Source organism: Parafrankia soli, assembly GCF_001854695.1.
In the GTDB taxonomy this organism is placed as follows: Bacteria; Actinomycetota; Actinomycetes; order Frankiales; family Frankiaceae; genus Parafrankia; species Parafrankia soli.
The window spans coordinates 15,568-33,281 of sequence record NZ_MAXA01000246.1 but is presented as its reverse complement, the minus strand read 5'-3'; the positions used below and the strand labels follow the sequence as shown (position 1 = coordinate 33,281).

The 17,714-nt window shown below is 75.7% G+C and carries 1 protein-coding gene; it reads left to right on the top strand.

Annotation, left to right across the window (positions count from 1 at the left end; translation table 11 throughout):
- The first annotated feature begins 83 nt into the window (after window positions 1–83).
- Window positions 84–17,639, top strand: a complete 17,556-nt coding sequence (locus BBK14_RS27065; protein WP_420849199.1) for an amino acid adenylation domain-containing protein — start codon at window positions 84–86, stop codon at window positions 17,637–17,639.
- Window positions 17,640–17,714: the final 75 nt, after the last annotated feature.

Genomic DNA, 17,714 nt, shown 5'->3' with positions numbered 1-17,714 from the left:
CCGCCACCGACCCGGCGGCGCCGCCCGTGCGCGGCCGGCGGGTGCCAGGCCAGGGCCATCCGCTCAGCCCGGGCCAGCTCCGGATGTGGTTCCTGCAGCAGCTCGACCCGTCCAGCGCCGCGTACAACGTCGCCGCCGCCTTCGACCTCACCGGTCCGGTCGACGCCGACGCGCTGCACGCGGCCCTGCGCGCCGTCGCGCGCGGTCACGAGATCCTGCGCACGACCTACCGGGTGCCCGCCGGTGGCCGGCCCGAGCAGGTCGTCCACGCCGAGCTGGACCCGCAGTGGTCGAGCCACGACGTCTCCGGGGAGCCCTCGGCCAGCCGGGAGCGGCTCGCCGACGAGATCGCGCGGCGCGCGGCCCGCCGTCCCTTCGACCTCACCAGCTCCTCGCCGCTGCGGGTGACGCTGATCAGGCTCGCCGCCGACCGGTTCGTCCTCGTGGTGGTCGCCCATCACGTGGCCTGGGACGACGCGTCCTGGGAGATCTTCTTCCGGGAGCTGTTCGCCCACTACGACAACCTCCGGGCCGGCGACGGCCCGCTGCCCGCCGACGAGCGGACGGCGCAGTACATCGACGTGGCCGGGCAGCCCAGGGGCGCTGACGCGCAGGACCCCGACCCGGCGGCGCTGGACTACTGGCGCGGCCAGCTCACCGCGCTGCCCGAGCCGCTGCGGCTCCCCGGCGGCGAGCCCGTGGCGGCCGCCACCGCCGCCGGGGCCGACCCGGGCAAACCGGCCGACCCGGGCGGCCAGGTCGTCCACCAGGCGGCGGCCGGGCTCGGGCGGCGGGTGCGCGCGTTCGCGGTCGAGCACGGCGCCACGCCCTTCATGGTGTTGCTGGCGGCCTTCGCCGCGGTGCTGCACCGGCACACCGGGGCCACCGACATCGTGGTCGGCTCGCCCGTGGTCAACCGGGACCAGCCCGGTGCCGACCGCCTCATCGGCTATTTCGGCAACACGGTCGCGCTGCGGGTGCGGGTCCGCCCCGGTGACTCCTTCCGGGACCTGCTCGCGCGGACCAGCGAGACCTGCCGCGGCGCCTTCGCCCACCAGCACGTCGACCTGGAGGACGTCGTCCGCGCGGTCAACCCGGACCGCTCCGACGGCGTCTCGAGCGTGTTCACCACCCTGTTCGCCGTGCGGACGGCCGCTGCCGAGCACCTCGGCGCGCGCGAGCTGAGCGGCGCGCGCCGGCCGCTGCACACCGGTGACGCCCAGTTCCCGCTGGGAGTCACCGTGGAGATCGGGGCCGACCAGCTCGATCTGGAGGCCGGGTTCCTCACCGCCGCGGTCACCGCCGGCTCGGCCGGGGCCGTGCTCCGCCACCTCGAGACGTTCCTCGACCATGCGACGCGCCATCCGCGGCGGCCGCTCGCCGCCGTCGATCTGCTCACCGATTCCGAGCGCCGGCGGACGCTGGTCGACTGGAACGACACCGCGGCGCCGAGCCCCGACGCGACCTGGGCCGAGCTGCTCGCGCGGCGCGCCGCGCGCGCTCCCGGGCACGCCGCCGTCGTCACGTCCGGCGGCACCCTGACCTACGGCGAGCTGGTCGGACGGGCCGACGCGCTCGCCTACCGGCTGCGCGGCCTGGGCGCCGGCCCGGGCACCATCGTCGCGCTGGCGCTCCCGCGCACGCTCGACCTCGTCGTGGCCCTGGCGGGGGTGACCCGCGCCGGCGCCGCCTACCTGCCGGTGGACCCGGGGTACCCGGCCGACCGGATCACGCTCGTCCTCGAGGACGCCGCGCCCTCGCTGCTCATCACCACCCGCGAGCTCGCTGCGACGCTGCCCATCCCCGCCGGCGTCACCGTCGTCCTCGTCAACGGGCCGGCCGCCGGGACCGAGTCCGGGGCCGAGCCCGGGTCGGTGCCCGAACCGCCGGCCGTGGCCGCGGTCCCGGCGGAGCTGGGAAGCGCCGCCTACGTCATCTACACGTCCGGCTCGACCGGGCGTCCCAAGGGCGTGGTGGTGCCGCACCGCGCGCTGACGAACTTCCTGGCCAGCATGGTCGACCAGTTCCAGCTGGGTGACGGCGACCGGGTGCTGGCACTGACGACGCTGTCGTTCGACATCGCGGCGCTGGAACTGCTCGCCCCGCTCACCGCCGGCGCCACCGTCCACCTGGCCGGCCAGGACGAGGCCCGTGACCCGACCGCGCTGGCGGCGCTGCTGGCGGGCGGCGGGATCACCGTCGCGCAGGCCACCCCCTCGATGTGGCAGTCGATCCTGGCGGCGAGCGACGACCGTTTCCCCGGGGTGCGCGTGCTCAGCGGCGGAGAGGGCCTGCCGCCGGCGGTGGCGACCACGCTCGCCGAACGGGCCGACGAGGTCGTGAACCTGTACGGGCCGACCGAGACGACGATCTGGTCGACGGCCGGCCCGGTCGCCGGCGACGGACGGCCGACCGTGGGCCGTCCGATCCGCTCGACCCAGGTCTACCTGCTGGACACCGCGCTGGCCCCGGTCGCCCCCGGCATGCCCGGCGAGCTGTACATCGGCGGGGCGGGCGTCGCGGACGGCTACCTGCGCCGGCCCGGCCTGACCGCGTCCCGCTTCGTCGCCGACCCCTTCAGCGCCGGGGGGCGGCTCTACCGCACCGGCGACCTGGCGCGCTGGACCGCCGACGGCGAGCTGGACGTCCTCGGCCGGGTTGACGACCAGGTCAAGGTGCGCGGGTTCCGGATCGAGCCGGGCGAGATCGAGGCGGTGCTCGGGCGGCATCCCGCGGTGGCGCGCTGCGCGGTGGTGGCCCGGGACGACGGCCCGGCGGGGCGGCACCTCGTCGCCTACGTGGTGCCGGCCGCGCCGGGGACCGTGGTCGACCCGGCGCTGCTGCGTGAGCACCTGGCGGCGGCCCTGCCGGAGCACATGGTGCCGGGAGCGTTCGTCCAGCTGGCGGCCCTGCCGACCACGCCGAACGGGAAGCTTGACCGGCGCGCGCTACCCAGGCCGGACTTCGCCGCGGCGGCCGGGTCGCGGGCGCCGGCCACCGCCGCCGAGTCGCTGCTCTGCGATCTGTTCGGGACGGTTCTGGGCATCGAGCGGGTCGGCGCCGACGACTCCTTCTTCCACCTCGGCGGCGACAGCATCCTGGCGTTCCAGGTGGTCGCCGGTGCCCGCGCCGCCGGCCTGGCCTGCGTGCTGCCGGACATCTTCCGCCACCCCACCCCGGCGTCCCTCGCCGCCGCGGCGGAACAGGCCACTGTGCCACCGCCCGCCGACACAGCCCTCGACGCGGATCTCGCCGGGGTGAGCGCCGTCGACCTGGAGCGCTGGCGGGCCCGGTACCCGGATCTGACCGGTGTCCGGCCCGTGTCGCCGCTGCAGGCCGGCCTGGTCTTCCACTCGCTGCTCGGCGACGGGTCCGGGACGGTTCCCGGCGCGGCCGGTTCCGACGCCTACATCCTGCAGTTCGTCGTCGACCTGCGTGGACGGCTCGACCCGGCCCGCCTGCGCGCGGCGGGCCGGGCCCTGTTCGAGCGGCACGAGAACCTGCGCACCGCCTTCCTGTACGACGGCGACGCGCCCGTCCAGATCGTGCTGGCCGATCTCGCGCCGGCCGCCTTCGACGAGGTGTGGACGGAGGTCGACCTCGCGGGCTGGCCGCGGGCCGAGGCGCTGGCGGAGGCCGAGCGGCTGGGACGGGCCGACCGGCAGACCCCCTTCGACCTCACGGCGCCGCCGCTGGTGCGCTTCCTGCTGCTGCGCACCGGCCCGGACGCCTGGCGGCTCGTGCTGAGCCCGCACCACGTGGTGCTCGACGGCTGGTCCGTCCCGCTGCTGCTGCGTGAGCTGTTCCGCCGGTACGAGCTCGCACAGTCACAGTCACAGGCACAGGCGGACGGGCTGGCCGCCGCGCTGCCGCCGGCGCCGTCCTACTGGGAATACCTGCGCTGGCTGGCCGGCCGGGACCGGGACGCCTCCCGGCGGGCCTGGGCCGCCGCGCTGGCCGGCGTCACCGAGCCGACGCTGCTGGCCGCGGCCACCGCCCGCCCGAGCACCCCGACCCAGACCGCGGCCCACGCCCCGGACCAGGTCCCCGAGCAGGCTCCAGATCAGGCCGTGGATCAGCGGGACACGGTGGACGGCGGGGTGACCGCCGCGGTGGAACGTCACGCCGACGCCGCCCTGACCGCCGGCCTGGGAACCTTCGTCCGCGAGCGCGGGCTCACCCTCAACACCGTGCTGCGCGCCGCGTGGGCGGTCGTGCTCGGCCGCGCGGTCGGGCGCGACGACGTCGTGTTCGGGACGTCGGTGGCCGGCCGGCCGGCGGAGCTGCCCGGCGCCGCGGAGATGATCGGACTGCTGCTCGCGACGGTGCCCGTCCGCGTCACCCTCGACCCGGCCGAGAGCTTCGTGGGCCTGCTCGACCGGGTGCGCGCCGACCAGACGGCGACCCTCGAGCACCACCACCTGGGCCTGACCGACATCCACGCGGCCGTGGGGCTRCCCGAGCTGTTCGACACCCTGTTCGTGCTGGAGTCCTACCCGTTCGACCCGGCCGGCCTGCTCGGGCCGGACAGYGGCCTGCGCCTGGAGGGCCTGGACGGCCACGACGCCACGCACTACCCGCTGACGATCCGGGTGATCCCGGGGGAGCGGCTGCGTATCACCTTCGGCTACCGGCCGGAGCTGCTCTCCGGGGCTACCGTCACCGCGCTCGCCGACCAGCTCCTGGACCTGCTCGCCGCGGCCATCGCAGATCCGGACAGGCCCGTCGGCGCCATCGGCGCGCCCGCCGGGTCCGTGGCGTCCGCCGGCACCGTCGGCGCCGCCCCGGCCGCGACCCGTCCGGAGGAGGACGAGCCGACCGGTGCGTGGGCGACCGACACGACACTTCCCGAGCTGTTCGAGGCCCAGGCGGCGCGGGTTCCCGACGCCGTCGCGGTCACCTGGGGCGAGCGGCGGCTGACCTACGCCGAGCTGGACGCCGCCGCGAACCGCCTCGCCCGCCTGCTGGCCACCCGCGGGGTGGAGCCGGAGTCGCTCGTCGCCGTGGCGCTGCCGCGCTCGATCGACCTGGTCGTCGCCCTGCTCGCGGTGCAGAAGGCGGGCGCGGCCTACCTGCCGCTCGACACCGCCTACCCCGCCGACCGGCTCGCCTTCATGCTTTCCGACGCGGCACCGGTGTGCCTGGTGACCTCCACCGAGGCTCTGCCGGCCCTGCCCGCGCGCACCCGGGTGCCGATGATCGCGCTGGACGCGCCGCCGGTCGTGGCCGCGCTCGCGGAGCAGTCCCCGGCCCGGCTGCCCGCCGCCGGCCGGGCCCGGCCGGAGAACGCGGCCTACGTGATCTACACCTCGGGCTCGACGGGACGTCCCAAGGGCGTTGTCGTCCCGCACCAGACGGTCACCAGGCTGTTCGCGCACACCCAGCCGTGGTTCGGCTTCGACGAGACCGACGTGTGGACGATGTTCCACTCCGCGTCGTTCGACTTCTCCGTCTGGGAGCTGTGGGGCCCGCTGCTGTACGGCGGCCGCCTGGTCGTCGTCGACCACCACGTCTCGCGGTCGCCGGAGCTGTTCCTGGACCTGCTCCGGCGGGAGTCGGTGACCGTGCTCAGCCAGACCCCGTCGGCGTTCAGCCAGCTCATCGAGGCCGACCGGGCGGGCGGGGAGGACCCGGTGGAGCTGGCGCTGCGGTACGTCGTGTTCGGGGGCGAGGCGCTCGACCTCGGCCGGCTGCCCGCCTGGTACGCCCGCCACCGCGACGACGCCCCGGTGCTCGTCAACATGTACGGCATCACCGAGACGACGGTGCACGTCACCTACCTGCGGCTGGACGAGGCCGTCGTCGCGGCGGCGCGGGCCAGCCTGGTCGGCGGGCCCATCCCGGGGCTGCGGGTGCACGTCCTCGACCAGCACCTGCGGCCGGTGGCGCCGGGCGGCCTCGGCGAGCTGTACGTCAGCGGCGGGCAGCTCGCCCGCGGCTACCTGGGCCGGCCCGGTCTCACCGCCACCCGCTTCGTCGCGGACCCGTTCGGCGGGCCGGGTGCCCGGATGTACCGCACCGGCGACCTCGCCCGCCGAACCGCCGACGGCGGCTTCGAGTACCTCGGCCGGGCCGACGACCAGGTCAAGGTGCGAGGCTTCCGCATCGAGCTCGGCGAGATCCAGGCGGCGATCGCGACCCACCCGGCGGTGGAGCAGGCCGTGGTGCTGGCCCGGGAGGACCAGCCGGGGCAGCGGCGGCTGGTCGGTTACGTCGTGGCCGCGCCGGGGCGCCGGGTCGACTCCGAGGAGCTGCGCCGGCACGCCGCCGCCATGCTCCCCGAGTTCATGGTGCCGGTTGCCGTGCTGGCGCTGGACGCCTTCCCGCTCACCGGCAACGGCAAGCTCGACCGCGCCGCCCTGCCGGCGCCGGATCTGGCGAGCGTCTCCACCGGCACCCGCGCCCGCACCGAGCGGGAGCGAACGCTGTGCGCGGTGTTCGCGGGCGTGCTCGGCCTGGACGAGGTGGGGGTCGACGACGACTTCTTCACCCTCGGCGGCGACAGCATCAGCGCGATCCAGCTCGTCAACCGTGCCCGGCGCGAACAGGTCGGCTTCACGCCCCGGGACGTCTTCACCCACCGCACCCCGGCTAAGCTCGCGGCCCGCACCGAGCCCGCCGCCTCCGCCGTTTCCACCGCGCCCGACGGGCCGGCCGCATTCGCCGGACCTGGCGCCGCGCCTGACCGCCCTGGCGGAGCGGGAACGGGCCTGGGTGCCGATCCCGAGGCGATCGGCGTGTTCACCCCGCTCCCGATCGTCTCCCGGCTGGCGAGCTGGGGCGGGCCGGTGCGCCGTTTCAACCAGGCCATGCTGGTCTCGACGCCGGCCGGCGCCACCGTGGACCTGCTGCGGGACGCCGTCCAGGCCCTGCTCGACCAGCACGACGCGCTGCGGGCCCGGCTGCTGCGCCTGTCGCCCGCGCTGTGGCTGCTGGAGACCCTGCCGGTCGGTTCGGCGCGTGCCGGCGACCTGCTGCGTCGGGTGGACATCGCCGGCCTCGACGAGGCCGGCCTGCGCGCCGCCGTCGCGGCCGAGTCGGCCGCGACGGCCGACGGGCTCGACCCCGAGGCCGGCGCGATGCTGCGGGTGAGCTGGCTCGACGCCGGCTCCGACCAGCCCGGGCGGCTGCTGCTGGTCGCACACCACCTCGTCGTCGACGGGGTCTCCTGGCGGGTCCTGCTCGCCGACCTGCGGACCGCCTTCGCGGCCGTGCTCGCCGGGCGAGCTCCCCACCTGGACCCGGTCGGGACCTCGCTGCGCGCGTTCGCCCGGATCACCGCCGAACGCGCCCAGGACCCGGCCCGCCTCGCCGAGCTCGCGCACTGGACGGCGACCCTCGCCCCGGGCGGTCGGCTGCTGGGCGGGGCCGCGGCGGCTCCCGGAGCGGCCCCCGCTGCGGCCGGCACGATCGCCGACACCGACCGCCTCGTCGTGGAGCTGCCCGCGCGAGCCACCGCGCCGCTGCTCACCTCCGTTCCCGCGGCGGCGGGAACCGACGTCACCGCGGTGCTGCTTGCCGCGCTGCGTGCCGCCGTCACCGGCTGGCGCCGCGAGCGGGGCTGGGACGGATCGTCCGACCTGCTCGTGGATCTCGAGCGCCACGGCCGCGACCCGATCGAGCCCGAGGTCGACCTCTCCCGGACGGTCGGCTGGTTCACCGCCATCTCACCCGTCCGGCTGCCGGCCTCCGGCGGGCTGGCGTCCGGCGGGCTGGCGGGCACGCTCGAGGCCGTGGCGGGCCGGCTGCGCGAGATCCCCGACGGCGGGGCCGGGTTCGGGCTGCTGCGCTACGCCAACGCGGCCGCGGCGCCGGTGCTCGCCGGGGCGGAGCACCCGGAGGTCCTGTTCAACTATCTCGGGCGGTTCGGCGCAGACGCGGCCGACGCCTGGGCGCCGGCACCGGAGTTCGACGCGCTCGCCGCCGAGCCCGACCCGGCCATGGGCGTCGCCTACCCGCTGACCGTGGACGCCGTCAGCGTCCAGACGCCTGACGGGCCCGTGCTGCGGACCACCCTCACCTACCTCACCACGGTGATCGACCGGACCGCGGCCGACGCCCTGGCCACCGCCTGGCTGGCCGCGCTCGACGGCCTGGCCGGCCTGGCCGACGATGCCGTCCTGGCTGGCGCCGCTGCCCAGGCTGACACCGCTGGTCCGGCCGCCGTCACCGGTGCGGACGGCGCCGCCGGCCCGGCAGCGACCGGTGACCTGGTCGAGCTGTCGCCGGCCGAGCGGGCGCGGGTCGAGCGGGTGAGCCCGGGGCCCGTCGCCGAGATCTGGCCGCTCTCGCCGCTACAGGAGGGCCTGTTCTTCCACTCCGCCTTCGACCGCTCCAGCGACGCCTACACCGCCCAGTTCGCGCTCGACTTCGGCCACCGTTTCGACGTCGACCGGCTGCGCCGCGCCTGCGAGACGTTCATGCGGCGCAACCCGACACTGCGCGCCGGCTTCCTCGGCGACGGGCTGCCCGCGCCGCTGCAGTTCGTCGTCACCGAGCTGCCCGCGCCACTGGAGGAGATCGACCTCACCGGCCTGCCCGCGGCGGAACGGGCCGAGCGGGCCGAGCTGCTGGCGCGCCGCGACCGGGAGCGCCCCTTCGACGTCTCCAACCCGCCGCTGTGGCGGCTCACCCTGCTGCGCCTCGGCCCCGACCACGACCGGCTGGTCTTCAACCGGCAGGTGCTGGTCTGGGACGGCTGGTCCGGCGCCCTGGTCATCGACCAGCTCCTCGGGCTCTACGAACGTGGCGGCGGTGACGAGGGGCTGCCCGTCCCGGCCGGCTCCTACCGCGACTTCCTGGTCTGGCTGCGGGCCCGGGACACCGCGGGCGCCGAGGATGCATGGCGGGCCGCGCTCGCCGACCTCGACGGCCCGACGCTGGTGGTGCCCGAGGCCCGCGGGCTGCCGCCGATCGAGCCCGAGCGGATCACCACCGAGCTGGCCGAGTCGACGGCGCGCGCGGTGCGGGAGCTCTCCCGCCGCCACGGCATCACCGTCAACACGGTGTTCAACGCCGCGCTGGCGCTCGTCCTCGGCAACGCCGTCGGCTCCGGCGACGTCGTGTTCGGCACCACGGTGGCCGGTCGGCCCACCGACGTCGAGGGCATCGACGAGGTGATCGGCCTGTTCCTGAACACCGTGCCCGTCCGGGTGCGGCTGGACCCGCGTGAGTCGGTGCTGGACCTGCTCCGCCGGGTCCAGGACCAGCGGGTCGACGTGATGGACCACGAGTACCTGGGGCTCGGCGACATCCAGCGCGCCAGCGGCCGCACGCAGCTGTTCGACACGCTGTACGTGCTGCAGAACTTCATCGACGAGGTGGCCACCGAGCAGAGCAGCGACCGGTTCGGGATCACCGGCGGCACCAGCATCGACCACACGCACTACCCGCTGACGTTCGTGCTGTTCCCCGGCACGCGGATCACGATGCGCCTGGAGTACCGGCCGGACGTCGTCGGCGCGCAGCGGGCTGCGGCGCTGTTCGACCGGTTCCGCGGGCTGCTCGACGAGCTGGTCCGGGACGTCACCGTCCCGGTCGGGTCGGTCGAGGTGCTGCTGCCGGCCGAGCGGGCGGAGCTCGCGGCGAGGTGGGCCGAGCCGTTCCTCCCGGTCGGCACCGAGACCGTCGCCGACATGCTCGCCGCGCAGGTCGCCCGCACGCCCGATCTCACCGCGCTGGTGTTCGGCGACGAGCGCGTCAGCTACGCCGACCTGGACGCGCGGGTCAACCGGATGGCCCGGCTGCTGCTCGCGCGCGGCGCCGGCCCGGAGACGGTCGTCGCGCTGGGGCTCGGCCGCTCGGTGAACATGGTGGTGGCGCTGTTCGCGGTGCTGCGCACCGGGGCCGCCTACCTGCCCCTGGAGCTCGACCACCCGCCCGCCCGCCTGCTCGGCATGGTCGCCGACGCCGGGGCGGCGCTGCTGGTGGCGACCGATGCCACCGCCGCCTACCTGGACGGCGCCGGCGCCGGGCCCGACGAGCCGGTACCGAGACTGCTGCTCGACGACCCCGCGGTGGCCGCGGAGCTTGCAGCCACCGGCGCCGGAGAGCTGTCCGACGCCGAGCTCGGGCTGTTCGCCCGGGACCGCGCCGACCGCCTCGACCACCCCGCCTACGTCATCTACACCTCGGGGTCGACCGGGCGTCCGAAGGGAGTGGTGACCCCCTACCGGGGACTGACCAACATGCAGCTCAACCACCGCGAGGAGATCTTCGCCCCCGCGGTGGCGGCGGCCGGCGGGCGCCGGCTGCGGATCGCGCACACCGTCTCCTTCGCCTTCGACATGTCCTGGGAGGAGCTGCTCTGGCTCGTCGAGGGCCACGAGGTGCATGTGTGCGACGAGAACCTGCGCCGTGACGCCGAGGCCCTCGTCGCCTACTGCGACGTCCACCGGGTGGACGTGGTGAACGTGACGCCCACCTACGCCCACCACCTGTTCGAGCTCGGCCTGCTCGACCGCGCCGAGGACGTTCCGGCGGGGCCGCCCGCGACCGTGGGCGCCACCGCGGAAGCCGGGAGCGGGCCCGGGGGCCTGCACCGGCCGCCGCTGGTCATGCTCGGCGGCGAGGCGGTCTCGGAGGCGGTGTGGAACCGGCTGCGCGACACCGCGGACACCGCCGGGTACAACCTGTACGGCCCCACCGAGTACACGATCAACACTCTGGGCGCCGGCACCGCCGACAGCCCGACGCCGACCGTCGGCCGGCCCATCCGCAACACCCGCGCCTACGTCCTGGACGGCTGGCTGCACCCGGTGCCCGACGGGGTCCCAGGCGAGCTCTACATCGCCGGCGACGGCCTGGCCCGGGGCTACCTCGACCGCTTCGCCCTGACCGCCACCCGCTTCGTCGCCGACCCGCGGGTCCCCGGCGGGCGGATGTACCGCACCGGTGACCTGGTCGTGCGCGGCGCCGCTGACGGGAACCTCGACTTCCTCGGCCGCACCGACGAACAGGTCAAGATCCGCGGCTACCGGGTGGAGCTCGGGGAGATCACCGCGGCGCTCGACCGTCATCCGCGGGTCAGCCAGGCCGCCGTCGTCGCGGCCGACGACACCGGGGCGCCGGGAACCCGGCGGCTGGTCGCCTACGTCGTGCCCGCGGAGCTGACCGCCGCCGACCGGGCCGCCGTCGAGGCCGACCAGGTCGGCGAGTGGCGCCAGGTCTACAGCGACGAGTACGTGCAGATCCCGACCGCGGTGCACCGCGAGGACTTCGCCGGCTGGGACTCCAGCTACGACGGGCAGCCCATCGCGCTGGAGCACATGCGGCAGTGGCGGGCGGCGACCGTCGAGCGCATCCGCGAGCTCGCCCCGCGTCGCATCCTGGAGATCGGCGTCGGCACCGGTCTGCTGCTCGGCCAGCTCGCGCCGGAGTGCGACAGCTACTGGGGGACGGACTTCGCCGCCCCGGTGATCGACAAGCTCCGGGCCGAGACCGCCGGTGACCCCCGCTTCGCCGGCCTGGAGCTGCGCTGCCAGCCGGCGCACGTCACCGACGGCCTGCCGGCCGGGCTCTTCGACACCATCGTGATCAACTCGGTGGTGCAGTACTTTCCCAGCCCCGAGTACCTGCGCGGGGTGCTGCGCGCCGCGCTGGAGCTGCTCGCCCCCGGCGGCGCCCTCTTCGTCGGGGACGTGCGAAACCTCGCCAGGCTGCGGGCCTTCCACACCGCGATCGAGGTGAGCCGGTCCGGTCTCGGCGGGCTCGCCGAGCCCGCGGGCGGCCTGCGTGACGCCGACCTCGCCCGGCTCGCGCCGGCCGTCGACCGCCGGGTCCGGCTCGACAAGGAGCTGGTGCTGGCGCCGGAGTTCTTCACCGCGCTCGCCAGCGAGACCGGCGCCGAGCTCTCGCTGCGGGTCAAGCGGGGCTCGTTCCACAACGAGCTCACCCGGCACCGGTTCGACGTCGTGCTGCGCCGGCCCGCCGCGCCGCCGGAGCCGCCCCCCGAGCCGCCGGTCTCGTCGGCCGAGCGGCCGATCCCGTCCGCCGCGCCGCCGGTGCGTCTCGGTGAGGCCCCCGTGCTGGTCTGGGGGCATCCGGTCGCCGGTACCGACGCGATCGAGGCGCATCTGCGTGACCGCCGCCCGCCGATGCTGCGGGTCGCGGCGATCCCCGACGCGCGGGTGGCCGGCGAGCTCGCCCTCGCGGCCCGGGTCGCCGGGCGGGACGTCCCGGGCGGTGCCGCCGCGCCCGAGCGCGCGGTCGACGCTGAGCACGCGGTCGACCCCGAGGAGCTGTTCGCGCTCGCCGACCGGCTCGGCTACGAGCAGCACCTCACCCTGTCCGCGGCCGGTCCCGGCCTGTTGGACGCGGTGTTCGTGCGCGCGGTCGACGTCGGCGCCGGCCCCCGCGTGGACGGCTACCTGCCGGACCCGGCGGGCGGCGAGGCCGTGCCTCCACTCGCCAACGACCCGACCGCGGCCCGCGGTGCCGCGGCGCTGGCGGCGCTGCTGCGCGCCGACCTCACCACCGCCCTGCCCGACTACATGGTGCCGGCCGCCTATGTCACGCTGAGCGAGATTCCGCGCACCGCCAACGGCAAGCTGGACGTCGCCAGCCTGCCCCCGGCCGATCCCGCCGTGGCCCTGGTGGCCTCGCGCCCGGCGTCGTCACCGGCGGAGGTCACGCTCTGCGAGCTGTACGCCGAGGTGCTCGGGCTGCCCGAGGTCGGCGTCGAGGATGACTTCTTCGCGCTCGGCGGCCACTCGCTGCTGGCCACTCGCCTGGTCAGCCGGGCCCGCGCCGCGCTCGGCGCAGACCTGGCGATCCGTGACCTGTTCGAGGCCCCGACGGTGGCCGCGCTGGCGGCCCGGGTCGGATCCGCGGCCGGCACCGGGCCGGCGGCGTCGACCCGGCCGCCGCTCGTCCCGGTCGACCGGCCGGAACGGATTGCGCTGTCACCGGCGCAGCGCCGGCTCTGGCTGGTGGACCGGTTCGCGGACGGCACCAGCGCCTACAACTATCCGCTGGTGATCCGGCTGCGCGGTGAGATCGACGTCGACGCGCTGAGCGCGGCCGCGGCGGACGTCTCGGCCCGCCACGAGGTGCTGCGCACCGTCGTCGAGGAGCATGACGGCGAGGGCTACCAGCGGATCCTCGATCCCCTCCAGGCGCGTCCCGAGGTCCGGGCCGTCGACTGCTCCCCGGCGGACGCCATCCCCGGCGGGGCCATACCCGACGGGCTGGACGAGCTCCTTGCCCAGGCCGTCGCCGAACCGTTCGACCTGCATACGGACCCGCCGCTGCGGCTGGCCGTGTTCCGGCTCGGCCCCGCCGACTCGGTGCTCCTGATCGTTCTGCACCATATCGCGACCGACGAGTGGTCCGACCGGCCGTTCCTGGAGGACCTCGACGCCGCCTACACCGCGCGCCGGGCCGGCCGGGCGCCGGGCTGGGAGCCACTGCCGGTGCAGTATGCCGACTACACACTCTGGCAGCGCGAGCTGCTGGGCGAACCGGCCGACCCCGGGTCGGTCGCGGGAGGCCAGCTCGTCTACTGGGCGCAGGCGCTGCGGAACCTGCCTGAGGAGATCGCGCTGCCGCTGGACCGGCCCCGGCCCGTGGAGCGCGACGGCGCCGGCGGCCGCGAGGTCCGCGAGCTGCCCGCCGCCACAGCCACGGCGCTGCGCGCCCTGTGCGCCCGGACCGGCGCGAGCATGTCGATGCTCGCCCACGCCTCGGTCGCCACCCTGCTGCACCGGCTCGGCGCCGGCGACGACGTCCCGCTCGGCGTGCCGATCGCCGGTCGCAACGACATCGCGCTCGACCGGCTGGTCGGTTTCTTCGTCAACACCCTGGTACTGCGCTCGGACCTCTCCGGTGACCCGACGTTCGCCGAGCTGCTGGCCAGGACCCGGGAGACCGACCTCGCCGCGTTCGACAATTCCGACGTCCCCTTCGAGCAGGTGGTCGCGGCCATCAACCCGCGCCGCTCGGCCGGGCGCAACCCGCTGTTCCAGGTGATGACCGGCTATCACCATCTCGCCGACGACGAGCACACCCTGCTCGGCCTGCCGACCGAGTGGCTGCGCACCGAGGCCGGCACGGTCAAGTTCGACCTCGACGTCACCTTCGTCGACCGCAGTACGAGCAACCAGATCACGCTGCTCGTCCAGTACGCGCGCGACGTCCTCGACACCGACACCGCGCGGCGGCTGGCCGACCGCATGGTCGACCTCCTCGGCCAGCTCGCCCGGGACCCGGACCGGCGGGTCAGCCAGCTGGCGGTCCTCGACGACGCCGAGCGCGACCTGGTGCTGGCGTCGTTCAACCGCACCCACCGGGACGTCGTCGAGCTGACCTGGCCCGCCGCCTTCGAGGCGCGGGTCGACCGGTCACCGGAGTCGGTGGCGGTGGTCTGCGAGGACGTCGAGCTGACCTACGCCGAGCTGGACGCGCGGGCGAACCGGCTGGCCCGCCTGTTGGCGGACCGCGGCACCGGACCTGAGGACGTGGTCGCTGTCGCGGTGCCGCGTTCAGTCGACCTGGTCGTGGCGTTGCTGGGCGTGATGAAGGCGGGTGCGGCCTACCTGCCGCTCGACCTCGACCATCCCGCCGACCGCGTCACCTTCATGATCGAGGATGCGGATGCCCGGCTGCTGGTCTCCACCCGTGGCCACGCCGAGGAGCTGATGGCGCTCGGTGCGCTGGGCTGGGCCGAGTCCGGGCCGGATCTCGTACTGCTCGACGAGCCCGCGACGATGGCCGAGCTGGCCGCGCGCGAGCCCACCAGGCCGAGCGTCGGTGCGCTGAGGGCGGCCGGCCTCGACGGCGCCGCGTATGTCATCTACACCTCGGGCTCCACTGGGCGTCCGAAGGGCGTCGTCGTCACGCACGAGGGGGTGGGCAGTCTCGTCGCTACCGCGGTCGACCGGCTGGGCGTGGACGAGAACTCGCGTGTCGTGCAGTTCGCCTCGGTCGGTTTCGACGTCGCGGTCTTCGACCTGTGCATGGCGCTGTGCGTCGGTGGCCGGGCGATCATCGTGCCCGCCGAGCGCCGCGTCGCCGGGCCGGAACTCACTGACTACCTCGCCCACCACGGCGCGACGCACATGATCCTCCCGCCGTCCCTGGTCGCCGCCCTGCCGGCGGACTGCGAGCTGCCGGCCGGCGCGGTGCTGGTGGTGGGCACCGAGACCGTGCCGATCGAGACGGTGCGGCGCTGGTCGCGCGACCTGCGCGTGGTCGCCGCCTACGGCCTGACGGAGGCGACGGTCAACTCCACCCTGTGGCCGGCGGACCCGGACTGGTCGGGCTCGGTGCCGATCGGGGTGCCCGACCCCAACACACGGGCCTACGTGCTGGACACGGCACTGCACCCGGTCGGGGTCGGCGTGGTCGGTGAGCTGTACGTCGGTGGCCGCGGGCTGGCCCGCGGTTATCTCGGGCGCGCCGGTCTCACCGCGCAGCGATTCGTCGCGGACCCGTTCGGGCAGCCGGGTGGCCGGCTGTACCGGACCGGGGACCAGGCGCGCTGGCGCCCCGGCGGGGTCCTGGACTTCCTCGGCCGGTCGGACGACCAGATCAAGATCCGGGGTCACCGGATCGAACCGGGCGAGGTCCAGTCGGTGCTGATGCGCCACCCCGGCGTGCGCCAGGCGATCGTGCTCGCCCGGGAGGACCGCCCCGGCTCACCCCAGCTCGTCGCCTACGTCGTGCCAGCCGACCCGGCGGCGGCCGACCCGGCGGCGCTGCGCGCGCACGCGGCCGAGCACCTGCCCGAGTACATGGTGCCGGCGGCGGTGGTGCTCGTCCCGGGACGGCTGCCGATGACTCCCAACGGCAAGCTCGACCGGGCGGCGCTGCCGCCTCCCCGGTTCGCGCTCCCGGCAGCCGGCCGCGCGCCGGCCTCGGCGACCGAGGCGCGCCTGTGCGAGCTGTTCGCCGAGGTCCTCGGGCTGGGCGACAGCCGTCGCGGGCCAGCGGCACAGGAACAGGCGGGGCGGCAGCCCGCTGTCGGCGTCGACGACGACTTCTTCGCCCTCGGCGGCGACAGCATCATCTCGATGCGGCTCGTCAGCCGGCTGCGGGCCGACGGGTTCGTGGTCCGGCCGGCCCAGGTGTTCCGGCACCGGACGCCGGCCGAGCTCGCGGCGGCGCTCACCGGGGCCGGGGCGCTCCCGGGCACGGTCACCACGACCGGGGCCGGGCCGCTTCCTCGTGCCGTCGCCACGGCCGGTGCCGTAGCTACGGCTGTGGACGGCGTCGGTGTGGTGCCGCCGACCCCGCCGCTGCTCGCGCTGCGGGCCGCCGGCGGCGGTGTGGACGGTTTCTCCTCGCCCATGCTGCTGCACGTCCCGGCCTCGGTCACCCTGCCGGCGCTGCGGGCCGTCCTGGCCGCGGTGGCGGAGCGGCACGAGATCCTGCGAGCTCGGCTGGTGCGTGCGGCCACCGGCACCGTCCCCGACGGCCTGCCGGCGACCAGCGCCGACGGCGGTGAGGCGTGGTACCTCGACGTGCCCCCGCCTGGCCCGGCCGGTGTCGGCTCGTGGCTGCGCCGGGTGGAGGTGGGCGCGGACGACGACCTCGACCGGACGCTCGCCGCCGAGGCGCTGGGCGCCAACCGGGAGCTCGACCCCGACGCCGGCGCGATGGTCCGCGTCGTCTGGTTTGACGCCGGGCGCAGCAGTCCGGGCCGGCTGCTGGTCCTCGTGCACCACCTGGTGATCGACGGGGTGTCCTGGCGGATCATCCTGGACGATCTCGCCGCGGCCTGGAACGTCCTGACCGGAGGCGGCGTACCGGCCCTCGCGCCGGTGCCGACGTCCTACCGGCGGTGGGCGCTGGGTGTCACCGAGCAGGCCCTGCGACCCGAGCGGGAGGCGGAGCTGGCGTACTGGCTCCGGACCGTCGAGGGCGGCGCGCCGCTACCTCGCCCGGCCGGTGCGCCCAGCGAGCTCGCGACGGGGGAGGACAGTCGGCTCGCCGCGACGATTCCCGAGACCTGGGCCGGCGACGTGCTGGTGGTCGCGCCCGCCGTCTGGGGCGTCGGGGTCGACGAGATCCTGCTCGCCGCGCTGGCGCTGGCGGTGGCCGACTGCCGCCGCCGGTGGGAGGGCACGCAGGCCGTCGGGCTCGTGGTCGCCCTGCAGAGCCATGGCCGCGTCGACCCGGAGGCGGACGAGGCGGACCTGACCCGCACTGTGGGGTGGTTCGCCGACGTCCACCCGCTCTGCCTGGATCAGCGGCCGGTCGACCTCGGCGACCCGGCGGCCGGCGCGGCGCTGGACGCCGCGGTCGCCGCCGTCCACCGGCGCAAGGCCGAGACCCCTCGGGGCGGGAGCGGCTACGGCCTGCTGCGCCATCTGAACCCGCGCACGGCGCCGGTCCTCGCCCGCGCCGGCCAGCCGGCGGTCTACCTGAACTACGAGGGCAGGTGGTCGCGGCCCGAGCCGGCTGACTGGGATGTCGCGCGCGAGAACGAGGGTCTCCTCGCCGGCTGGAACTCCGAGCGCGCCGACCCCTTCCCGCTCACGGTGATCATCCGGGCGCTCGACCTGCCCGGCGGCCTGCGGCTGGTCACCCGGTGGACGTCCGGCGCCGGCGGGCTCCCGGCATCCGCGGTCAGTGATCTCGCCACGGCGTGGACGCGTGCCCTGGCCGCGCTCGCCGCGCGGGCCCGGCACCTGCGCTGACCCGCTCGCGGACATCGCGCCCGCGGCAAATCGACGGCCCCGTCCCTGTCGCATCGAATTTGCCGCAACGAATTT